This is a genomic window from Xanthobacter aminoxidans (genome assembly GCF_023571765.1).
In the GTDB taxonomy this organism is placed as follows: domain Bacteria; phylum Pseudomonadota; class Alphaproteobacteria; order Rhizobiales; family Xanthobacteraceae; genus Xanthobacter; species Xanthobacter aminoxidans.
Map to the genome: position 1 here is coordinate 1 of NZ_JAMJXC010000006.1, position 21,353 is coordinate 21,353.

Genomic DNA, 21,353 nt, shown 5'->3' on the forward strand with positions numbered 1-21,353 from the left:
GCGAGACGACCGTGACGCCGGCGGACCCTGAGATGCCCTCGGTCGGCAAGACCCTCCACGTCGCAAGGTCCCGCCGGCGTCCCCGATCCCAATCCCAAGGGATCGACAACGCAACATGCAATCCACGCCGGGCCGACCGGCCGATACCCGGTGAGGTGTTCCCGGCTCGGCCATGACGGCGCGGCGAGATGGTCCGGCTGCCAAAAGACCTTCTCTTCAGCAAACCTCCCTCGCAGCCCCTGCGTCACCGCTCGATACGCGCACCATCGAGGCATTCCAATGTCGGGCGCCCCCTGTTGTCTTCCGTGAAACCTTGATGCCATGATGTTCATGCGATGCATTTGCATCGTCGATGACTGTTTTAGAGGTGGCCGGAGCCTCGCATCATTCGCGAAGTCTGCGGCGCGTTATTTTGAATCATTCCATAAAGAGACGAGGACATGATCGTTAACGTGATCTTCGGCTCCGACGGCGGAGCCACCAAGGGCGTTGCGTCCCGGATTTCCAAGAAGTGCCAGGGCCGCGCGGTGGACATCAAGACGGCGAGCCCGGCCGATTTCGAGAATTGCGAACTGCTCATCCTCGGCTCGCCCACCTATGGCGACGGCACGCTCCAGACCGACTGGGAGGAGCATATCGACAAGCTCCGCGGCGCCCGGCTGAAGGGCAAGAAGGTGGCCCTGTTCGGCACCGGCGATCAGGAGAGCTATCCCGGCTCCTTCGTGGACGCCATGGGCATCCTCTATGACGAGGTGACGGCGCTGGAGGCGGTGGTGGTCGGCTTCACCGACACCAAGGGCTACGACTATCTCAACTCCACCGCCGAGCGCGACGGCAGGTTCGTCGGCCTCGCCCTCGATCAGGACACCCAGTCCGGTCTCACCGACAAGCGAGTGACCGCATGGCTCAGCACCATTCTCTAGAAGTTGCCTGCGATCCGCCGCACGAGGCGGAGGCCGGCTGGCCGCCCGCGCCGGTGCGCCTTGCGGTGCCGGAGGAGGCAGGCGCCATGCAGCGCCTGTTTCACCATCATCTCTACGAGCTGGGGCGGGGCGTGCGGCCGCTGTTCCTGATGACGCTGGCGACACGAGAGCTGCCGCCGCTTCTGGCGCGGCTGGAGCGGGCCGGCATCGACCATTTCGTGCAGCAGGTGAGCCCGGCCAAGGCCAATCTCTTCTTCGGCCGCGACGCCTTCGTGGCGGTGGCGCGGGCGTTCGTCACCCGGCCGCTCAACGCCCTGACGGCGGAAGAGGACTTCATGCTGGGGACCCTGCTCGGCTACGACCGCGAGCAGCAATGCCGCCGCTACCTCACCCGCTCCGGTCGCGGGATGGACCGGCCGGCGCTGGCGGCGGAATAAGTCTCTCTTCCTGTGTCATCGCCCGGCTGGTCCGGGCGATCCACGGTATGGCTGGTTCCCGTCTTCGGCCATCGCACAAGCGGAGCGATGGATCGCCCGGACAAGCCACGGGACATGACGGCTAAAGGCGATCGCGTTCCGGCCGGCGAAGGCCGCGCGCTCCCCTCAGACCGCGCCCTCGGCATGGCGGGTCGCGAGCGGCAGGGACGCGGTGGCGAGGAAGGAGCGGTAGCGCCGCCGGGCATCCATGGCGGTGCCGTTGTCGGAGATGGCCGCTTCCTGCAACTCCGCCAGCGCCCAGGGGGTCGGCTCCACAGGCACGGCGACGATGGCCGGCGCGGCGCGGGTGGTGATCTCGATCACGTCGTGGGGGGTGAGGGCCTGGAGGGCATGGGCGGCAAGCTGGCGCTGGTAGGCCCGCCGCTCGGGCGACAGCTCTTCCCACGGCTCCAGCAGCGGATAACGCTGCTGCGAATAGGCGTGCATCGCCCGCGCCATCCGCTCCACCATGTCCGTCGAGACCATGCCCGCCCCTCGATGCCCTGACCCTTTGGGTGTGACGGTATCAAGGTGCGCAACCCGAGCGCGTCCCCGTCCTTCCGTCACCGGGAGGATGACCCGGCGGTTCTTTCACGGAGGTTGCCGCCGGTCCGGCTGACACCGCGCATTCGACTCATGGTGAACACCCCCTTAACGTCACCGATACCCCTCCCGGCAACCTCGGGTGACACCCGGTTCGAATTGTGAGTCCGGGCGGTGTCCAATTCGCCGCAAACGGCCTATAGGATGGCCGAAATCGTCAAGGGAGCCGAAGAGATGTCCGTGAAGCTGAGCGACCTGAAGGTGAAGCTGTTCACCGACGGCGCCGACAAGGCGCAGATCGTGGAAATGGCGAAGCAGCCCCACATCGCCGGCTTCACCACCAACCCCTCTTTGCTGCGCAAGGCCGGCGTAACCGATTATGAATCCTACGCCCGTGACCTCGTGGCGGCGGTGCCGGACCGGCATATCTCGTTCGAGGTCTTCTCCGACGACATCCCCGAAATCCGCGCCCAGGCCCGCGTCATCGCCACCTGGGGCGAGCATGTGCATGTGAAGCTCCCGGTCTCCACGACCCGCGGCGAAACCTTGTACGAACTGGTGCGGGACCTCGTTCAGGACGGCGTGAAGGTGAACCTCACCGCCATCTTCGACGTGCCCCAGGTGGACGAGGGCGTGAAGGCCCTGGCCGGCGGCGCCCCTTCCATCATCTCGGTTTTCGCCGGCCGGCTGGCCGACCTCGGCATCGACTACAAGCCGGCGATTTCCCGCGCTGTCGAGCTGTCCCGCGCCACGCCGAACGTCGAGGTCATCTGGGCCTCCACCCGCGAGGTGTGGAACGTGATCGAGGCGGACGAGATGGGCTGCCACATCATCACCGCCCCCGCCGACGTGCTGAAAAAGCTGCCGGCGCTGGGTTCGCGCACCGCCGCCGAGCTGTCCCTGGACGCCGTGAAGGCCTTCCGCGCCGACGCCCTCGCCGCCGGCCTGACCCTCGATCTCAAGGGCCGCGCCGCCGCGGAGTGAGTTTTCACCCCCGCCTGATTACGAACAGGGCACGCCGCGGCATTGCGCAGCAGCGTCGCGCTGTTACACTGGCCGCAAGGCGCAGCCGGCCGCGGACCTTCGCGGCTGGCCTGAGCGCACGGGACCGCCTTGCGGCGAGGGACAGGACATGAGGGACGAGACGCACGGGCCCGCCGGGGGTCCGGAGCAGTCTTGCCGTAGCGGAAACGTTGCCGAGGCAACGGATTCTCCGTTGCGTGCGGGGACGGGTGATGGTCCGAAGGACCAGCCTCCTGCCGCCCGCCCTTGCGCCACTGCCGCTCCGTCTCAGGATCGGCGGACCGAATCGCGGGCACCGAGCCCGCACGGCATTTATGCCGCCATCGACCTCGGCACGAACAATTGCCGCCTCCTGATCGCCCGCCCGACGGCCCGCAGCTTCCGCGTGGTGGATGCCTTTTCGCGCATCGTCCGCCTCGGCGAGGGGCTTGGCGCCTCCGGCCGGCTGTGCGACGGCGCCATGGAGCGGGCGCTGGGCGCGCTTGAAATCTGCGCCACCAAGATGGATCTGCGCGGCGTCACCCGCGCCCGAATGGTGGCGACCGAAGCCTGCCGGTCCGCCGTCAACGGCGAGGATTTCTGCTCCCAGGTGGAAGCGCGCACCGGGCTGACGCTGGAGGTGGTGGACCGCCGCACCGAGGCGGGTCTCGCTGCCACCGGCTGTGCGCCGCTGGTGGACCCCTCCTGCGAGGGGGCCGTATTGTTCGACATCGGCGGCGGGTCCACGGAAGTGGTCTGGCTCGGCCGCCGTTCGGCCGGCGATGACGGCCCGCCCCGCGCGCGCATCCGCTCCTGGGTCTCGCTGCCGGTGGGCGTCGTCTCCCTGTCGGAGCGCCACGGCGGCGTGAAGGTATCGCCGGACGTATTCCACACCATGGTGGACGAGGTGTGCGCCATGCTCGATGGCGTGCGACAGAGCTGGGGCGTGCGCGCTCCCGCCCGGCTGCATCTTCTCGGCACCTCGGGCACGGTGACGACGGTCGCGGGCATCCATCTCGGTCTCGACCGCTACGATCGCGCCCGTGTCGACGGGGCCTGGCTCGGCGCCAGCCACATCGAGCAGGTGGTCGAGCGGCTGATGACCATGAGCTTCGAGGAGCGGGTCGCCAATCCCTGCATCGGCGCCCAGCGCGCGGATCTCGTGCTCGCCGGCTGCGCCATCATGGAGGCGGTGCGCCGTATTTTTCCCGCCGACCGGCTCCGGGTGGCCGATCGCGGGCTGAGGGAGGGGATGCTGGTGCAGATGATGCGGGCGGACGGCGTGTGGCGGAACGGCCGCTCGGCTGACGGGTTCCATGCGAACGCGCCGAACGGAAGCCGCCCAGCGTGACCACCCCACCCCGCGGGCCGGACGGCCGGCCGTTGAAGGTGCGCGTCAAGACCTCGCGCGGCCGCACCACATCCCAGCAGAAATGGCTTCAGCGCCAGCTGAACGACCCATATGTGGCCCGCGCCAAGCGCGAGGGTTGGCGTTCGCGCGCCGCGTTCAAGCTGATCGAGATAGACGAGAAGGTGAAGCTCCTGAAGCGGGGCATGCGCATCGTCGATCTCGGCGCAGCTCCGGGCGGCTGGAGCCAGGTGGCGGCGCAGAAGATCGGCCTGGAGCAGGGGCAGGGCAAGATCGTCGCCATAGACTTGCTGGAAATGGACGCCATTCCCGGGGTTGCCTTCGCCCAGATGGACTTCCTCGCCCCCGACGCCCCGCAGCGGCTGATGGAGATGCTCGGCGGGCAGGCGGACTTCGTGATGTCCGACATGGCGGCCAACGCCACGGGCCACAAGAAGACCGACCATTTGCGGATCGTCGGCCTCGTGGAATTGGCGGCGGACTTCGCCCGTCAGGTGCTCGCGCCCGGCGGGGCCTTCCTCGCCAAGGTGATCCAGGGCGGAACCGAGGGCACGCTGCTCGCCAACCTCAAGCGGGATTTCGCGCTGGTGCGCCACATCAAGCCTGCTGCCAGCCGCGCCGATTCGGCAGAACTGTATGTCCTCGCCACCGGCTTCCGGGGAAAAGCCGATGCAGGGGCGGAAGAAAGCGACGAGGCGGAGAGTTAGTCTGGCGGCACTTCGCTGCGCGGGTCGTCCAGGTCCGGCTTGCGGGCGGTGAGTGAGGCGCCCGCATCCTTCGGCAGGGGAATGAAGAAGAAGATGCTGAGCGCGCTTACCGCCGCCACCACGAGGAAGGCAGCGGAGAAGTCGCCCTGCGTCACCGCCACCTCGCCACGGGACGCCCGCATGGTTTCCAGCACAAGTCCCGCTACGGCGACGCCGAAGGAGAGCGACACCTGCTGCGCCACGCTGGCGAACGAGGTGGCCCGGCTCATCTCGTCCGGCTCGACATCGGCATAGCTCAGCGCGTTCAGCGCGGTGAACTGCAGCGAGCGCAGGAAGCCCCCGACCAGCAGCAGCGACGCGATGAGCCAGTGTGGCGTCAACGGCGTGAAGGCGGCATTGATCGCGATGAAGCCACTGCACAGGAACACGTTGGCGAGGAGAACCCGTTTGTAGCCGATCCGCCGCAGCAGTTTGGCGGCGGTGAACTTCATGGCCATCGCCCCGGCTGAGGCGGTGAAGGTGAGCAGGCCCGAGGCAAAGGGCGAAAGGCCGAATGAGAGCTGCAGCATTAGCGGCAGCAGGAAGGGCATGGCACCGATGCCCACGCGGAACAGGGAGCCGCCCACCACGCCGGCGCGGAAGGTGCCGTGGCGCAGCAGCTTCAAATCCAGCACGGCGTGTGGTGTGACCCGCGCATGGCGGACATAGAGAAACAGGAAGAACGCCCCCGTGGTGCCGATGGTGAGCGCCGCCCACTGCGGCACCAGCACCTCCTGCCCCAGCACGGCGAAGCCGAAGACGAGGCCGGCGAGACCGACGCCCGACAGGATCAGGCCCTTGAGGTCGAGCGGCGGTACGTCCTCCTCGCGCACGTTCTCGATGAAGCGGGTGGCGAGGAACACGCCCAGCACGCCGATCGGCACATTGATGAAGAAGATGAGGCGCCAGTCGAAATAGGTGGTGATGAAGCCGCCCAGCGGTGGGCCGAAGACTGGGCCCAGCAGGGCGGGAATGGTGAGCCAGGCGAGGGAAGAGACCAACTCGGACTTGGGCACCGAGCGCAGGATGACGAGCCGCCCCACCGGCACCATCATGGCTCCGCCCATTCCCTGGATGATGCGGTAGAGCACGAAGTCCGCCAGCGACGACGACAGCCCGCACAGGATCGAGCCGATGGTGAATATGACGATCGCGGAGCGGAAGACCGTGCGCGCGCCGTAGCGGTCGGCGGCCCAGCCGCTGGCCGGGATGAAGACGGCCAGCGAGAGCAGGTATGAGGTCAGCGCCAGTTTCAGCGCCACGGGGTCCTCGCCGAGGTCGGCGGCGATGGCGGGCAGGGAGGTGGCGATGACGGTCGAGTCCACCTGCTCCATGAAGAGCGCGCAGGCGACGATGAGCGGGATCAGGATCTGAGGCGGGAGCGCCTTGAGCTGCATCGGCTTACCCTTGGGCCGGCCCGTTCGGGCTCCGGCGTTTCCCCTTCCCCGCAATAGGCGGAGGAGACGCCCGGATCAACCAGCGTTCGGCGCATGGTCTCGCCCCGATCCTTGCAGCACGGGCAGGGCACACCATATGGACATCGGGCCTCAAGGAGGGCCCGGGAAGGCCATGATCTACATTCTCGCCGCTCTGCTGCCGCCCGTCGGTCTGCTGGTGAACGGGCAGCCCATCTCGGCCATCATCAATCTGGTGATGATCGTGCCCTGCATCCTGCTCGGGCTGGTTTTCCCCTTGATGTTCCTCGTGCCCTCGGCTCATGCGGTGATTGCGGTGCACATGAAGCGCACCGATCGCCGCCAGCGGGAGGTTCTGGAGGCCATCCAGCGCTCGGGCGGCGTACCGCCGCGCGACTGGCGCCCCTGAAGGCAGAGGCGGGGACGCCCCCGCCTTCTCTGGGACTATTCCACCACCAGAACGATCTTGCCCACGTGCGCGCTCGCATCCATGCGGGCGTGCGCTCCGGCAGCGTCCGTGAGGGGGAATGTCTCGTCCATCACCGGACGGTACTTTCCGGCGGCGATCAAGGGCAGCACATGCTCGACGATGGCTGCGGAGATGGCCGCTTTCTCGGCGACCGGGCGCGAGCGCAGGGTGGAGCCGGTGTGGGTGAGGCGCTTCAGCATGAGGCGCATGAAGTCCACCTCGGCCTTCGCGCCCTGCTGGAAGGCGATCTGCACGATGCGGCCGTCCTGCGCTGCTGCTTCGTAATTCTTCTGGATGTAGGGACCGCCGATCATGTCGAGGATGACGTTGGCGCCCTTGCCGGCGGTGAAGCTCTTCACCTCGGCGACGAAATCCTGCGTCCTGTAGTTCACCGCGAGGTCGGCACCGAGCTTCACGCAGGCAGCGCACTTTTCGTCCGATCCGGCGGTGACGACCACGCGGGCACCGAGCGCCTTGGCCAGCTGGATCGCTGTGGTGCCAATGCCGCTCGCTCCGCCGTGCACCAGCAGCGTCTCTCCGGCTTTCAGCCCACCACGGTCGAACACGTTGCTCCAGACGGTGAAGACGGTCTCAGGCATGGCCGCTGCCTCGGCCATGGAGAGACCTTTGGGAACCGGCAGGGTGGTGGCCTCATGGGCGGGGCAATATTCCGCATAGCCGCCGCCGGTGACGAGGGCGCACACCTTGTCGCCGATCTTGTAGGTGCTCGCACCCTCGCCCAGCGCCACCACGGTGCCGGCGATCTCCAGTCCCGGAATGTCGGAGGCGCCGGGCGGCGGCGGGTAGAGCCCCTTGCGCTGCATCACGTCCGGCCGGTTGATGCCTGCTGCCGCAACCTTCACCAGCACCTCTCCCGGCGCGGGCTTCGGCACCGGCCTGGGGCCGGGCACCAGCACTTCGGGACCGCCGGGGGCGCTGACGGTGATGGCGGTCATGGTCTCGGGCAGGGGGACAGCGGCGCTGGACATGGAAAGCTCCGGTGGGGCACCCGGCACGAAGCTCTTCCCAGCCCGGCCACGGCGCGCAAAATAGGGCGATCATACAGGAGGCACCCGCGCCTGAGGCAGCGGCGGTCGCCGCGGAGAATAGGGAAGGGGAGGAGCAAAGCCAATGGATGAGGAGATCAAGCCGAAGCCCGTCGATCCCTTGGCGGTCGCCGACGTGTCGCGTCTGTCGGTGGACGAGATCGAGGCGCGCATTGTCACGCTGAAGGCGGAGATCGCGCGGCTGGAGGCGGCGCTCGCCTCAAAGCGTGCCTCACGCGCGGCGGCGGATGCGGCGTTCAAGCTGTAGGGACGGAAATGGCAGTTGGACCCTGCGCTTGCGCCGGGGCCTTTAGCGCGGAATGGGCGCGGCTAGCCGGTTAGCATTAACGCGGCGTTAATATCCGGCGCGCATTCTGATGTTGTCCGTCGGAAAAGATCCTCCCCGGACTTCTGGCAGCTCTCCCTGTCGGACTGCGAGCCGCCGCAAGGCGGCTCTTCTTTGGCCAGCCCCCGATATCCCCAGTCTGATCAGTGCAGTTCCCCTTTACGGGGATGCCGGCGCTGCGCTTCATGCCGGTCCAGTCACAGGAGCGGCCGGTGGACGAGGCGCGGGACAAGAGAGACGGGATGACGCGAGGCTTCGAACGCCTCGCCGCGGCCGAGATACGCCTCGCCGGGTCTGCTCTCTCCGCAGCCGACCGCGAAACCCTCGCGCGCCTGCGCTCGGATATCGCGGCAGGTCTTGTGCTGCTGCTCAGCCGGGCAGATGGCTGCATCTCCCGGGCCGAGATGGCGGCCGCGGCAGCGCCGCTGAAACTGGTCCTTCCCGCAAACGTGATCGGGCGCCTGCCGGCCGCCGCGCGTCTCGCTGCGCTGGAACTTGTCGCCCTCGCCGAGGCGGTCAGCGCCGGACTCGCGGTGGCACAGGCGGCCGCGCCCCAAAACGAAAAGCCGCGACGGCGGCAGGACCGCCCGCGGCTTGAACTCGTCATTCCCTGAGCCGGTCCCCTTGCGCGAACCGGTTGTGCGCTTGCGTCGCTGCGGCGGAGGCGCGCAGCTTCGCAGCGGCAGCGAGGGACCTGAAGGCCCCTCCGGCCTCAGCCCTTGAGGAGCGCGCCGAACTTGTTCTTGAAGCGGGACACGCGGCCGCCGCGGTCCATCAGCTGCTGGCTGCCGCCGGTCCACGCGGGATGGGTGCGCGGATCGATGTCGAGCTGGAGGGTGTCCCCCTCCTTGCCGTAGGTCGACCGGGTCGTGTACTCGGAACCGTCCGTCATCACCACCTTGATGAAGTGGTAATCGGGGTGGATGTCGCTCTTCATTGGTTCAATCCTTTATCGCCACGCCCGCCCCGCCGGGGGAGGCAGCGTCAATTTCGGTTCCTGACGGAAGTGGCGGGTCTATAGCCGAGTGGATGCCTTGACACAAGCCGACACCTCATCTGCCCCTGTCGACAGCCCCGAAACCCGCGCCGACGCTGAGAAGCGCAGGCGCGACCTGAAGCCGCTGGCGGGCCTTGCACCCTATCTGAAGCGGTATCGCGGCCGGGTGGCGGGGGCGCTCTGTGCGCTGCTGGCCGCTGCGCTCGCCACGCTCGCGCTGCCCATCGCGGTGCGGCGCATGATCGATTTCGGCTTCGCCGAGGACCATGCGGGGCTCGTGGACCAGTATTTCGGTGTGCTGGTGGCGGTGGCCGCGGTGCTCGCGCTCGCGTCCGCCTGCCGATACTACCTCGTCACCACCCTCGGCGAGCGGATCGTTTCGGACCTGCGCACGGCGGTGTTCGCCCGCCTCGTGACGCTGGACGGCGCCTTCTACGATTCGGCCCGCTCGGGCGAGCTCACCTCCCGGCTTACTGCCGACACCACGCAATTGAAGTCCGCGGTTGGCGCCTCCGCCTCTACGGCCCTGCGCAATCTCATGATGTGCATCGGCTCGGTGGCGATGATGGTCGTGACGAGCCCCCGCCTCTCCGGCCTCGTGCTGGTGGCCATTCCCATCATCGTGCTGCCGTTGATGGCTTCAGGCCGCAAGGTGCGCCGTCTGACCCGGCAGGCGCAGGACACCCTCGCCGATGCGTCCGCCTATGCCGCCGAAGCGCTGAACAGCATGCGCGCGCTGCAGGCGGCGAGTGCCGAGGGCGTGGCGCGGCAGCGTTTCGACGGCGCTGTGGAAGAGGCCTTCGGTGCCGCCCGGCAGGCGACCCAGGCCCGCGGCTGGCTCACTGGTATCGCCATCTTTCTGGTGTTCGGTTCGGTGGTGGCGGTGCTGTGGGCGGGTGCCCAGTCGGTGCTGGCCGGCACGATGACTTCGGGCGCTCTGGGCCAGTTCGTGCTCTATGCGGTGCTCGCTGCTGCCTCTCTCGGCAACCTTTCCGAGACCTGGGGCGAGATGTCGGCCGCCGCCGGCGCTGCCGAGCGCATCGGCGAACTGCTCAAGGTCGAGCCTCAGGTGCGCCCGCCGGCTCGCCCGGTGTCGCTACCGGGGCGGGTGAGCGGTGCCATCCGCTTCGACGAGGTGTCCTTCTCCTATCCCACGCGGCCCGATCAATCGGCGCTCGCTGCCATCGCCTTCTCCATCCGGCCGGGGGAGCGGGTGGCCCTCGTCGGCCCGTCAGGGGCTGGCAAGAGCACCGTGTTCCAGCTGCTGGAGCGTTTCTACGACCCGCAGGCCGGGCGCATCCTGCTCGACGACATCGATATCCGCGAGGCGGATCCCGTCGCCGTGCGGCGGCAGATGGCGCTGGTGCCGCAGGAGGTGGCCATCTTCGCCGACAGCGTGCGGGCGAACATCCGCCTCGGACGCCCCGAGGCCACCGACGCCGAGGTGGAGGAGGCCGGCCGCGCAGCGCTGGTGGATGAATTCGTCGCCCGCCTGCCGCAGGGCTGGGACACCATGGTGGGCGAGCGCGGCGTGATGCTTTCCGGTGGCCAGCGGCAACGCATCGTCATCGCCCGCGCCATCCTGCGCGGCGCGCCCATTCTCCTGCTCGACGAGGCCACGAGCGCCCTCGATGCGGAAAGCGAGACACTGGTCCAGACCGCGCTGGAGCGGTCGATGGAAGGGCGGACCACCTTGGTCATCGCCCATCGCCTTTCCACGGTTCTGTCGGCCGATCGCATCCTGGTGATGGAAGCCGGTCGCATCGTGGACGAGGGCACCCATGCGGAACTGGTCGCCAAGGGCGGCCTCTACGCACGCCTCGCGCAGCTCCAGTTCCACGCGGCGGCGTAGGCCTCAGGCGCCACGCCACTCCATCCGGTACGTCAGGCGGCCGGACATGGGATTGGCGCCTTCGGAGACGATGGCGAGCCCCATCTTCTCGTAAAAGCGCACGGCGCGTGGGTTGTCCTGGTTCACGTCGAGGGCGACGAGGGCAGGGGAGAGCCGGCGCGCCTCCGCCATGAGCGCCTCGGCCGCGCCCTTGCCCCAGGCGCGAGGCGCTACTGCGAGCTGGTCGAGATAGCCCGTGCCGGGATGGATGACGACGAAGCCGGCGACGGGGCCGTCCTTGTGCCCCTCCCGTGCCACGCGGATCAGCGCGCCGCCGGCGGCCAGGCTATCCAGATGGCTTTCCAGCCAAGGCAGGCGTGCGGGAAAATCGATATCGGGCATCGTCTTCGCCCAGGTCTCCACCCACAATTGCGCCATGGCTGGCCGGTCCTGAGGCGTCGCCGCAGCGAGAGCGTAGGCAGGAACGGGCTCTTGGGGCGGTTCTTGGGCGGTCTGGTCGGACATGGCGGCTCCGGCGGTTGCCCCACACTGCGCCTGTCCGGTTGCCGTCGCTTTAATGCCTCCGCGGTTCAGGCCGGCAGCGGTTTCTCGATTAAAGGAAAGCAGGCGTGAATCGCGCAGTGCCCCCGTTCGGCGGTCGGCCTCCCGTGTGGGTCCCAGATGGGTGGTGACTGGCGCGGGGATCAGTCCGCCTCCGGCTCGTTGACCGCGTCGAAGGCGAGGCGGATGGCGTGGTCGCGCACGTCGGGCGGCCAGCCGGCAGTCGTCTGCTCCAGCCCTGCCCGGTCGTCGGCAAACAGGGCGCGGGTGGCCTCCTCGTAGCCGGGGAGGTCGCCGGCCAATGCCTGCATGAAATGATAGGCCGCGGTCTGGGCTGCGCGCCGGTGCTGCTGCGGTGCGCCTCGCCGCCGGGCCTCATCCACCAAGCGGCGCAGCGTCGCTGAGGCGCCGCTCGGCTGGGCGGCGAGCCAGTCCCAGTGCCGCGGCAGCAGCGTCACCTCGCGTGCGACGACGCCCAGCTTCGGACGGCCGCGGCCCTTGCCGGGTGCCTTGGGCTCGGTGGCATCCGGTGTGGAGGGGGCATCGAGGCGGGCGAGGATTTCGGGATCGCTGCCGCGCAGGTCGAGATCGATGAGCCGCCCGGTGGCATCGTCGAAGACGAGCACGCTCTCTCCGGCCTCGGTTGCCGCCTTCGCCGCCAGCGCCACGTCGGCGAGGGGACCACGCCGGAGGAGGCGCGTTCCGGCAAAGGCGGTGCATGGTCTGGCGGGGGAGGGGGACACGGGTAGACTCCTGCTTTGGGCAGGAAAATACCCGGATGAAAATATCTGTCCAGCCCGATCATCCGGCAGCCAGCGGCTTATTCGCAGATGGTCAGAGTCACCGGATCAGCATCGGGCGGCACCAGTTCGGCCATGGAGTGGCAGGTGCCGGCGATGCAGACCTGCCAATCGGCCGTGGCGCCGGAGCGGCGCAGGATCACCTCCCGCTGCGGCGCCAGTGTGGGATGGGCGACGTAGAAGCCGCCCTTCAGCACGGCGCCCTCCGGCGGCTCCATACCGGCGCCCGAGCCTTGGACACGCACCTCGGTGAGCATGAGGCCGTCGGAGGTGGCGCGCCAGTCTTCCTGCCACGCGCTCTTCTGCACCGAATGGGTCCAGGCGAGGGTGATGGCGGCGGCGAGCCGCACCACCGTCGCGCCCGTCGCCAAACAGACAAGGGCCACCCCTTAGGCCACGGCCGGACGCGACCGGTTCTTCCAGTAGTGCCAGCCGATGAAGGCGGCAGAGGCGGCAAAGCCGATCTCGTCGGTCATGGGCAGTGCGAGGATGAGCAGCGCCGCAGCGGCGAAGGCGATGATGCGCTCGATGACGTTGAGCGGCGCCAGCAGATAGCCGGTGGCGGTTGCGGCCCATAGGATGATCGCGACAATTGCCTTCACGAACACATAGGCGACCGCCGGCCAGAAGCCGATGAGATCGGCCATGGGGTCTCCGTTCTGCAGCATCAGCGCGGGAGCATAGACCGCCATGAACGGCACCACATATCCCGCCACCGCGATGCGCGTCGCGATCCAGCCGATGGTTTGTCCCGACGCCCCCGCGATGGGCGCCGCCGCGAAGGCGGCCAGCGCCACCGGCGGCGTGAGGTCGGCCATGATGCCGAAATAGAAGACGAACATATGAGAGACGATGAGCGGCACCCCGAGCGCCAGCAGCGCCGGGCCGGCGATGGAGGCGGTGATGATGTAGTTCGGGATGGTGGGTAGCCCCATGCCGAGGATGAGGCAGGCGATCATGGTCAGCACCAGCGACAGGAACAGCGAGTTCTTGCCCACCTCCACCACGAACGTTGCGAAGGTGGTGGCGACGCCGGTCAGGGTGAACACGCCGATCATTGTGCCCACCAGCGCGCAAGCGATGCCCACGGGCAGCGCGTTGCGGGCGCCGTCCGCCATGCTCTCGATGCTGATGCGCAGCGTCTCGCGCCCACCCTTCACGAAGAACAGGATCGCCACCAGCACCGCGATGACCGTGGCGACGCCGTTGATGCCGTATTCGACGAAGCTCGCCGCCGACAGGCCGAGCACGATCCAGAACACTACCCTCAGCCCGTAAGGCCCGATCAACCGGGCCACCGGCGCGCCCAGCACGATGAGGGCGGTCAGCGCGAGACCCACCGTGCCAGCGAACAGCGGCGTGTAGCCGGAGAACAGCAGCCACACCAGCGCCGCCAGCGGCAGGATGAGGTACCAGTTGTTCTTGAGCGCCAGCCATGCATTGGGGCACTTGTCCTTGGGCAGGCCGGAGAGGCCGTCCTTGCCGGCCTCCAGATGCACCATGGCGAAGACGGTGAAGAAATAGAGGAAGGCCGGGATCACCGCCGCGGTTGCGATGGTGGCATAGGGGACATCGATGGTCTCAGCCATGATGAAGGCGACCGCTCCCATCACCGGCGGCATGATCTGCCCGCCCATGGAGGCGGTGGCCTCCACCGCGCCGGCGAAGGCCGGCTTGTAGCCGAAGCGCTTCATGAGCGGGATGGTGAACTGTCCCGTGGTGACCACGTTGGCCACGCCCGAGCCGTTGATGGTGCCCATCAGCGCCGAGGAGATCACCGCCACCTTGGCCGGGCCGCCCTTGGCGTGGCCCACCGTGCCCATGGCGAGGTCGTTGAACAGCTGGATCATCCCGGCGCGCTCAAGAAAGGCGCCGAACAGGATGAACAGGAAGATGAAGGAGGAGGAGACGTAGGTGGGCGTGCCGTAGATGCCCTCGGTGCCGAGGAACATCTGGTCCACCACCTGCACATAGTCGAACGGGCGGTGATCGAGGGGCGCGGGCAGGTATTCGCCGAACAGGCCGTAAAGAATGAAGCCGCCGCACATGATGGGCAGCGAGGCGCCCATGAGCCGGCGCGAGCCCTCGAAGACCAGGGCCACGGCAATTGTGCCGACCACGATGTCTAGGGTGGAGGGGTCGCCCGCGCGCTGGATCAGCGCGGCGTAGAACACCCAATGATAAAGCCCGACGATGAAGGAGAAGATGCCGAGGCCCCACAGCACGAGGCGCTCGGTGCCGGTCTTGTGGTTGGCGGCGATGGCGAAAACCACCAGAAGCAGGAAGCCCACATGGATCGAGCGCACCACCTGGCTGGCGAGCGGGCTCCAGGCCGCCGTGATGACCTGGAAGGTGGAGAAGGCCACCGCAATCCAGAACACCGTGCGGCCCCACGTCCCCGGCCCCCAGGTGAGGTCGAGCAGCGCGTCATCCACCACCACGGGCGCGCCGTGCTCGGGATTGTTGACGTCGTGGCTCACCGGCGGGGCGGTCTGCGGGGTGTGGAGCGAGGAGGTCATGGATCAGGGCTCGCGGCGGCTGGCACGGTCTGGAACGGGAAACGGCGGCGCTGGAGCGCGCCGCCGGCAAGGCAATCGAGCGGGCGTGTCGCCCCCCGGATCAGGGCGTGACGCCCTTTTCCTTGAAGAACTTTTCCGCCCCGGGATGGAACGCCACCGGCGAACCCTTCATGGCATTAGCGAGGGTGATGGACTTCGCCGCGGAATGGGCCGCGGCCAGTTCCGGCAGGTTCTCGTAGATGGCCTTGGTGATGGCGTAGACCTCGTCGTCCTTCAGATCGGACCTGGTGACGAGGAAATTCGGCACGGCGGCCGTCGCCACGTCCGCGCTCTGGCCCTCATACGTACCCGCTGGGATGGTGGTCTTGAGATAGGGTGCGCCGATCTTGTCGATCACCGCGCCGGGCACCTCCACCACCACGATCGGCACAGAGTTCGCGAGATCCTTGATGGAGGCGACGCCGAGGCCGGCGGACTGCAGCGTGGCGTCGAGCTGGCGATTCTTCATCAGCTCCACGGATTCGGCGAAGGGCAGGTATTCGATCTTTCCGAGGTCCTCATATTTGAGGCCGGCCGCATTGAGAATGGCGCGGGCATTGAGTTCCGTGCCGGACTTGGGCGCGCCCACGGAGAGGCGCTTGCCCTTGAGATCGGCGATGGTCTTGATGCCGGAATCCTTGGAGGCCACGATCTGGATGTAGTTGGGATAGATGCCGCCCAGCGCCCGCACCTTGGTGAGCGGGGTCTTGAAGCCGGCCTCTTCCTTGCCGGCCGCGCCGTCGGCGAGGCTGTCCGCGAGGGTGAAGGCGACCTCGCCCTTGCCCTGCTGGATGAGGTTCAGATTCTCCACCGACGCCTTGGTCGCCTGCACCGAGGGGCGGGTGCCCGGCACCTTCTCGCCGATGACCTTCGAGATTGCGACGCCAAGCGGATAATAGACTCCGGACGTCCCGCCGGTGAGGACGTTGACGAACTCGGCCCGTGCGGCCGCCGGGGCGAGGGCGAGCGCGCAGGAGAGGGCGGCTGCGGCGAGATGGGCGGGTCGAAAGGCTTTGGCTGCGGCGGACAGGCGCTGCATTGGCGTGCTCCCTTGTTATCGATCGTTGCAGGGAGGCTACCGTCTCGCACCGTAAAGGCCAGCGCCTTTCTGACTCTTGCGACTAAAGTCGTATGCGTGGTTGCCGGGTATGGCCAAGCTTCATCCGACCTCAGCTCCGTCGTACCAGCATCGGCCCGTAGATGACGACGAAGCCGGCGAACGCGACGCACCAGAAGGCGGCCGCGGCCAGCATGAGCGGTGCCATCCATTGAGGGAGGCAAGCCATGGCGACGCGCGCCACAAGTGCTGCAACGACAAGGAGATAGACCGCGACGGTGCCGGGCGTTGCGGCTAGCGCCTGGCCGGAATGGCCGAGGGTCGCCCGTGTCATCATGGCCAAAGTCATGCCGCCGATGCCACCGATGGCCCACACGTGGAGCCCGACGGCGGGTGGCACATGATCCGGCGCCAGCGCCGTCGCTCCGGCCGCGAGGAAACCCAGCGCCACCAGCAGGAAGGCGCCGTGCAGCACCAGAACCAGCGGGTCGGCGAAGGTCCGCCAGCCGCGCCAGCGGGCGAGCCGGGCCAGGGATGCAAGGCCGCCCGCGATCAGCGCGATGCCCGTCAAACCCTTGTCGGGAAAGGCGATCCAGCCAATGAGCGCCAGCGCGGAAATGCCGAGCGCATAGGCATCCCAGCGGTCGAACGGCGCGGGCCGTTGTTCATTCGGCCGCCGGGCCAGCCAGTTGCCGGTGAAGCTCGGCACCACCCGGCCGCCGAACAGGAGGATGAGGAAGACGATCAGTGCCAGAGCCGCCCGCCCCGCATGGTCGGCATCGCCGGTGAAATGGGCTTCCAGATGGAAGGCGAGATTGGCGCCGGCGAGCAGGCCCACCACAGCTATAACTTTGAGATTGCGCCAGTTTTTCCCCGCCGTGACCTCCCGCGCCACGACCAGCGCGAAGACGGCGAGAAAGGCCACGTCGATCACCGCCGCCGTGGCCCAGCCGATCTTGGCGGAGACGAGCACGGCGGCGCGGCCCGCAAACCAAAGCAGGACAAGGCTTCCGAGAGCATTTCCCGCCACCGGCAGGCGGCCGGTCCAGTTGGGGATGGCGGTGAGGAGAAAGCCGGCGATGACGGCGGCGCCGTAGCCGAACAGCATCTCGTGGGCGTGCCATTCCACAGCGGAAAATGCAGTCGGAATAATGACTTCGCCCAGAAACGCCGCCGGCCAGACGGCGATGGCGACGAGGGCGAACAGGCCGGCGCCGAGGAAGAAGGGGCGGAAGCCCCGGCTCAGCACGGCGAGGCCGGTGAAGGCGCGGACAGTGGCGGCGGTGCGCATGGCTATAGTCCTGAAATATAGAAAGAATTTTTCTCAGCCACCCAGCGCCGACATATGCCGTGCCAGGGCCGGGGCGCCGCCGCGGGTGATGACGAAATCGTGCCCGCGGGGCTTCGCGCGGATGGCATCGGCGATGGCCTCCACCATCGCTGCCTCGCCGCCAGTGCGCAGGCAAGTCTTTAGATCCACTGCATTTTCCTGGCCGAGGCAGGTGTAGAGAACACCCGTCGCGCCTACCCGGATACGGTTACAGCTCTCGCAGAAGGAGTGGCTCATGGGGGTGATGAAGCCGATGCGGCCTCCGGTTTCCGCGACGCGGGCGTAGCGGGCGGGGCCGCCGGTGCGCTCCGGCGTGTCGATCAGGGAAAAGTGCTGCTCTATCAAGGCCCTGAGCTTGTCGAGCGGCAGGTATTGATCGACCCGGTCCACCCCCACGTCGCCCAGTGGCATGGTCTCGATGAAGGTGATGTCCATGCCATGCCGGTGGGCGAATTCGATGAGTTTCACCACGTTGCCGGGTGTGGAATCGGCGAGTGCCACCACGTTCAGTTTCACAGTCAGTCCGGCATTCAGCGCCGCGCGGATTCCGTCCATCACGACGGCCAGCGATCCGCGCCGGGTGACTCGCTTAAAGGTATCAGGGTCCAGCGTGTCGAGGGACACATTCACCCGCCGCACCCCGAGCCGCGCGAGGTCGTCCGCGTGGCTGGCGAGCTGGGTGCCGTTGGTGGTCAGGGTCAGCTCCTTCAGCGCGCCGGAGGCGAGGTGGCGGGAGAGGGAGGCGACGAGGTCCATGATGCCCCGCCGCACCAGCGGCTCGCCGCCGGTGAGGCGCAGCTTGGTGACGCCCTGGCGGATGAAGGCGGTGGCGAGGCGGTCCAGCTCCTCGATGGAGAGCACCTCGTTGCGCGGCAGGAAGGTCATGTCCTCCGCCATGCAATAGACGCAGCGCAAATCGCAGCGGTCGGTCACGGAGAGGCGCAGATAGGTGATGCGGCGGCCGAACAGGTCGATGAGCGCGCAGGGCGACGCCGGCACAGGGCAGGGGGCGATCTGGGTGGGCATGAGTCAGGCCTCCTCCGCCGCGCGGGCGGATGGCAGGGGAAAGGCGCCGCAGGTACAGGCGCCGACGCCACAGGCGCCGAGGGCGGGAAACACTTCCGCGTCCATCTCCAGGAAGGCGGCGATGGCGTGCCGCCGGGCGGCGGTCATGGGCTCGGCCGGGGCGGCGATGAGATCGTCGAGAGGCGGCAGAGCGGCGAAGTCTTCGGGCGAGGAAATGGTGGTGCCGAGGTCGCGCAACAGGCCGTCGCCGATGCCGTAGATCCAGCCGTGCACCGTCACCTGATGGCCGCGCGCCCAGGCGGATTTCATGACCGGCGTGGCGGCGAGGCGGCGCATCTGCAAGGCGACGTTCAGCTCGCACATGCGGTCGATCTGCCGGGCGGCATCGCCGGCCGCCGCGATGTCCCGGCGATGGCGGCAATAGAGATCGACGATGGGGGCGAGCCAGTGGTCCACCAGCGCGCTGCCGCCGGTGCCGGCGGCATTCTCCAGCGCGCGCCGCACACCGCCGCAGCCATAATGGCCGCAGACGATGACATGGCGCACGCCCAGCACTTCCACGGCGAATTCCAGCACCGCCAGCATGTTCATGTCGCTGGAATGGATGACGTTGGCGATGTTGCGGTGGACGAACAGCTCGCCGGGGTCGAGCCCCACCACGTCGTTGGCCGGCACCCGGCTGTCGGAGCAGCCGACCCACAGGAAGCGCGGCGCCTGCTGCTCGGCGAGGCGGCGGAAGAAGGTGGGGTCCTCTTCCGTCTTGGCACGCGCCCAGGCGAGATTGTTGTCGAACAATTCATCGAGGATGCCGTCCGGGCGGAGGCGCTCAGCCGTGCCCATGGTGGCCCCCACCGTGCCCTCCACCCCCACACCCGCCCCCTCCGCCGCAGCCACAGCCGTCATGGGCAGCGCCTTCGGCTTCACGGGCGGCGGCCGCCGCATCGTCCTTCAGGGCCCACTCGGTCATGGTCCTGAGGCAGGTGGCGGCGGGGTCGGTGCTGCGCTCCAGCGCGGTCATCAGCGCCAGCCAGTCCTCGTCGCCCGCCTGATCGCCGAAGCGGGCGCAGGCGGAGGCGGCATAGTCCGCCGCGCTCTCCCCATAGGCCGCCCCGGCCGCATCGGCGCGGGCGACGAGGGAGAGATCGCCGAGGCCGAGGAGGGTTTCCTGCGCAAAGCGTTCATCGCGCAGGCGCCGAAGCAGGCTTCCGAGCAGCATGGCGGGCCCCTATTGCACGAGGGGCGATGAAGCCCCGTCCATGGATATGCCGCGAATGTCGGCGCGGCCGATGAGCAGGCTCACATACTGACGCATGGCGGCGTGCCAGGAGGACAGCTCCAGATGGCCGGCAATGGCCTCCCGCACCATCTCGAACGGCAGGTCTCGCCCCTCAACCCGATGAGCAAGACGCACGATGTGGAAGCCGTAGCGCGTCTCCACCGGCACGGGGTGGATGGCGCCCGGCTCCATGGCCGCCAGCGCCGCCTCGAACTCCGGCACGGTCTGTCCCTTGCCGATCTGGCCGAGGCTGCCGCCCACCTCGCGAGAGGGGCAGGCGGAGGTTTCGCGCGCCGCGGTCTCGAACGCCACGGCGCCCGAGAGAAGGGCTTTGAGCAAAGCGTCGGCCTGCTCCCGCGCCGCCTGCCGGGCTTCAGTGTCGGCCGGGTCGGCGGCGATGAGGATGTGCGCCACCTCATAGAGGTCGCCGGTGCGGAAGAGGGCGGGGTTGCGCGCGAAATAGCGCCGGCAGGTGGCCTCGTCCGCCGTGGGCACCTTCACCTCTTCCTCGAGCAGGGCGCGGATGACCGCCTCTTCCTCGGTTTCGCGACGGTCCTCGTCGTCCTCCTCCGGCACGGCGGCGATGCCGAGGCGGTCGGCCTCGGCGAGGAGCAGCTGGCGCACCACGAGGGCATGGGCGGCGGCCTGCCATGCGGCGGCGGGGTCGGCGGCCGCATGGTTCTGCGCCTCGCGGGCGATGTCGGCGCGGGAGATGGCGATGCCATCCACGCGGATCTCCTGCGGCCGACGGCCGGCAGGGCGGGGGGCGGTGAGGGTGACGATCTCGACCATGGCTCTCACTCCGCCGGATTGCTGAGGGGGCGGGCGGCGGGGCGCACAGCCGCGGTCGCCGGCAGCGGGCGCGCGGCGACCGGCTTGCGCACGGGCCGGCGCGAGCGCACCACCTGATAGCCGGGCCGGCCGAGATACCAGACCGGCGCGCTCCACACATGCACGAGGCGGGTGAAGGGGAAGACGAGGAAGATCGTCATGCCCAGCACGAGGTGCGCCTTGAAGATGGGGCTCACGTCCGCGACATAGGCGGCCGCCGCCGGCTGGAGGGTGAGGATGCCCTGCGCCCAGTTCATGAACTTCACCATCTCGTGCCCATCCATGTGATGGAGCGAGACGAAGATGGTGGAGAGGCCGAGCGTGAGCTGCACCCACAGCAGCAGCAGGATGGCGGTGTCGCCGAAGCTGGAGTTCGCCCGGATGCGCGGATCGAACAGCCGGCGGTGGGCCAAAAGCGCGATGCCGATGAAGCACATCACCCCGGCGATGCCGCCCACGGTGATGGCGAGGCCCTGCTTGAAGGAATGCGAGATGCCCAGCGCATCGAACACCCAGATGGGGGTGAGCAGGCCGCCGGCATGGCCGATGAAGATGATGAGGATGCCCACATGGAAGAGGTTCGATCCCCAGCGCAATTGCCGCTTGCGCAGCAGCTGCGAGGAGCCGGTCTTCCAGGTGTATTGCTCGCGGTCGAACCGGATGAGGCTGGCGACGAGAAACACCGTGAGGCAGAGGTAAGGATACCAGCCGAACAAGGCTGAATTGATGGCCTGCGACATGGTCGTCTCCT

General features: G+C 68.1%; 23 protein-coding genes and 1 pseudogene. 9 read left to right on the forward strand and 15 right to left on the reverse strand.

Features of this window, described 5'->3' with window-relative positions; translation table 11 throughout:
- Nucleotides 1–440: 440 nt before the first annotated feature.
- Together fldA and EJ105_RS11215 are read left to right on the forward strand one after the other, a co-directional pair.
- The gene (gene fldA, locus EJ105_RS11210; RefSeq protein ID WP_029557161.1) at nt 441–923 is read left to right on the forward strand and encodes a flavodoxin FldA; all 483 of its coding nucleotides are present in this window, start codon (nt 441–443) and stop codon (nt 921–923) included.
- The gene (locus tag EJ105_RS11215) at nt 902–1,360 is read left to right on the forward strand and encodes a DUF2023 family protein (RefSeq protein WP_250166395.1); all 459 of its coding nucleotides are present in this window, start codon (nt 902–904) and stop codon (nt 1,358–1,360) included. Before fldA ends, EJ105_RS11215 begins: the two co-directional genes overlap by 22 nt.
- A 165-nt stretch (nt 1,361–1,525) precedes the next feature.
- Here the strand turns inward: EJ105_RS11215 and EJ105_RS11220 are convergent, their stop codons facing one another.
- Nucleotides 1,526–1,885, reverse strand: a complete 360-nt coding sequence (locus EJ105_RS11220) for a hypothetical protein (protein WP_024277543.1) — start codon at nt 1,883–1,885, stop codon at nt 1,526–1,528.
- Between the two features lie 291 nt (nt 1,886–2,176).
- On the opposite strand from EJ105_RS11220, the gene EJ105_RS11225 reads away from it, so the two are divergent.
- The 3 genes from EJ105_RS11225 (at nt 2,177) to EJ105_RS11235 (ending at nt 5,020) form a co-directional block, all read left to right on the forward strand.
- Entirely contained in the window at nt 2,177–2,926 is a 750-nt protein-coding gene (locus tag EJ105_RS11225; RefSeq protein ID WP_038193115.1) for a transaldolase family protein, read from the forward strand.
- A 232-nt stretch (nt 2,927–3,158) separates the two neighbouring features.
- Nucleotides 3,159–4,295, forward strand: coding sequence for a Ppx/GppA phosphatase family protein (locus EJ105_RS11230; protein ID WP_250166396.1), 1,137 nt, complete (start codon nt 3,159–3,161; stop codon nt 4,293–4,295).
- The gene (locus EJ105_RS11235) at nt 4,292–5,020 is read left to right on the forward strand and encodes an RlmE family RNA methyltransferase (RefSeq protein WP_250166397.1); all 729 of its coding nucleotides are present in this window, start codon (nt 4,292–4,294) and stop codon (nt 5,018–5,020) included. Before EJ105_RS11230 ends, EJ105_RS11235 begins: the two co-directional genes overlap by 4 nt.
- Here EJ105_RS11235 and EJ105_RS11240 read toward each other — a convergent pair.
- Nucleotides 5,017–6,456 (reverse strand): MFS transporter, encoded by a 1,440-nt coding sequence (locus EJ105_RS11240; protein ID WP_250166398.1) that lies wholly within the window; start codon nt 6,454–6,456, stop codon nt 5,017–5,019. The two genes, EJ105_RS11235 and EJ105_RS11240, sit on opposite strands and share 4 nt — an antisense overlap.
- A 172-nt stretch (nt 6,457–6,628) precedes the next feature.
- On the opposite strand from EJ105_RS11240, the gene EJ105_RS11245 reads away from it, so the two are divergent.
- Entirely contained in the window at nt 6,629–6,883 is a 255-nt protein-coding gene (locus tag EJ105_RS11245) for a hypothetical protein (RefSeq protein ID WP_250166399.1), read from the forward strand.
- A 35-nt stretch (nt 6,884–6,918) separates the two neighbouring features.
- Here EJ105_RS11245 and EJ105_RS11250 read toward each other — a convergent pair whose 3' ends face one another.
- Nucleotides 6,919–7,932 (reverse strand): NAD(P)H-quinone oxidoreductase, encoded by a 1,014-nt coding sequence (locus EJ105_RS11250; RefSeq protein ID WP_250166400.1) that lies wholly within the window; start codon nt 7,930–7,932, stop codon nt 6,919–6,921.
- Between the two features lie 142 nt (nt 7,933–8,074).
- On the opposite strand from EJ105_RS11250, the gene EJ105_RS11255 reads away from it, so the two are divergent.
- Together EJ105_RS11255 and EJ105_RS11260 are read left to right on the forward strand one after the other, a co-directional pair.
- A complete protein-coding gene (locus EJ105_RS11255; protein WP_250166401.1) occupies nt 8,075–8,257 on the forward strand; it encodes a DUF1192 domain-containing protein in 183 nt (60 codons plus the stop codon).
- A 290-nt stretch (nt 8,258–8,547) separates the two neighbouring features.
- A complete protein-coding gene (locus tag EJ105_RS11260) occupies nt 8,548–8,949 on the forward strand; it encodes a hypothetical protein (protein WP_250166402.1) in 402 nt (133 codons plus the stop codon).
- Between the two features lie 98 nt (nt 8,950–9,047).
- On the opposite strand, the gene rpmE is transcribed toward EJ105_RS11260, so the two are convergent.
- Complete coding sequence (rpmE, locus tag EJ105_RS11265; protein WP_024277552.1) at nt 9,048–9,272, reverse strand: 50S ribosomal protein L31; 225 nt, start codon at nt 9,270–9,272, stop codon at nt 9,048–9,050.
- A gap of 97 nt (nt 9,273–9,369) precedes the next feature.
- Between rpmE and EJ105_RS11270 the strand changes: the two genes are divergently transcribed.
- The gene (locus EJ105_RS11270) at nt 9,370–11,184 is read left to right on the forward strand and encodes an ABC transporter transmembrane domain-containing protein (RefSeq protein WP_394042102.1); all 1,815 of its coding nucleotides are present in this window, start codon (nt 9,370–9,372) and stop codon (nt 11,182–11,184) included.
- Between the two features lie 3 nt (nt 11,185–11,187).
- On the opposite strand, the gene EJ105_RS11275 is transcribed toward EJ105_RS11270, so the two are convergent.
- From EJ105_RS11275 to narI, 11 genes and pseudogenes are all read right to left on the reverse strand, one after another.
- The gene (locus tag EJ105_RS11275; RefSeq protein ID WP_250166403.1) at nt 11,188–11,688 is read right to left on the reverse strand and encodes a GNAT family N-acetyltransferase; all 501 of its coding nucleotides are present in this window, start codon (nt 11,686–11,688) and stop codon (nt 11,188–11,190) included.
- 179 nt (nt 11,689–11,867) lie between these two features.
- On the reverse strand, nt 11,868–12,467 hold the full coding sequence (locus EJ105_RS11280) for a DUF2239 family protein (RefSeq protein WP_250166404.1): 600 nt from the start codon (nt 12,465–12,467) through the stop codon (nt 11,868–11,870).
- A 77-nt stretch (nt 12,468–12,544) separates the two neighbouring features.
- The gene (locus EJ105_RS11285; RefSeq protein ID WP_250166405.1) at nt 12,545–12,910 is read right to left on the reverse strand and encodes a DUF1850 domain-containing protein; all 366 of its coding nucleotides are present in this window, start codon (nt 12,908–12,910) and stop codon (nt 12,545–12,547) included.
- A 3-nt stretch (nt 12,911–12,913) separates the two neighbouring features.
- A complete protein-coding gene (locus tag EJ105_RS11290) occupies nt 12,914–15,043 on the reverse strand; it encodes a TRAP transporter permease (RefSeq protein WP_250166406.1) in 2,130 nt (709 codons plus the stop codon).
- Between the two features lie 100 nt (nt 15,044–15,143).
- Nucleotides 15,144–16,121 carry a TAXI family TRAP transporter solute-binding subunit gene (locus EJ105_RS11295; RefSeq protein ID WP_024277558.1) on the reverse strand — a complete coding sequence of 326 codons (978 nt, stop codon included), beginning with the start codon at nt 16,119–16,121 and terminating at the stop codon, nt 15,144–15,146.
- 130 nt (nt 16,122–16,251) lie between these two features.
- Nucleotides 16,252–17,430 carry an NnrS family protein gene (locus tag EJ105_RS11300; protein WP_250166407.1) on the reverse strand — a complete coding sequence of 393 codons (1,179 nt, stop codon included), beginning with the start codon at nt 17,428–17,430 and terminating at the stop codon, nt 16,252–16,254.
- A 33-nt stretch (nt 17,431–17,463) separates the two neighbouring features.
- Nucleotides 17,464–18,495: a GTP 3',8-cyclase MoaA gene (gene moaA, locus EJ105_RS11305; RefSeq protein WP_250166408.1), complete on the reverse strand. Its 1,032-nt coding sequence runs from the start codon at nt 18,493–18,495 to the stop codon at nt 17,464–17,466.
- A 222-nt stretch (nt 18,496–18,717) separates the two neighbouring features.
- A pseudogene (locus EJ105_RS11310) lies at nt 18,718–19,335 on the reverse strand (carbonic anhydrase); the annotation flags it as partial.
- Nucleotides 19,322–19,711 (reverse strand): hypothetical protein, encoded by a 390-nt coding sequence (locus tag EJ105_RS11315; RefSeq protein WP_250166410.1) that lies wholly within the window; start codon nt 19,709–19,711, stop codon nt 19,322–19,324. The gene EJ105_RS11315 and the pseudogene EJ105_RS11310, both read right to left, overlap by 14 nt.
- A 9-nt stretch (nt 19,712–19,720) precedes the next feature.
- The gene (locus tag EJ105_RS11320) at nt 19,721–20,563 is read right to left on the reverse strand and encodes a peptidylprolyl isomerase (RefSeq protein ID WP_250166411.1); all 843 of its coding nucleotides are present in this window, start codon (nt 20,561–20,563) and stop codon (nt 19,721–19,723) included.
- Nucleotides 20,564–20,568: 5 nt separating this feature from the next.
- Nucleotides 20,569–21,342: a respiratory nitrate reductase subunit gamma gene (gene narI, locus EJ105_RS11325; protein WP_250166412.1), complete on the reverse strand. Its 774-nt coding sequence runs from the start codon at nt 21,340–21,342 to the stop codon at nt 20,569–20,571.
- Nucleotides 21,343–21,353: the final 11 nt, after the last annotated feature.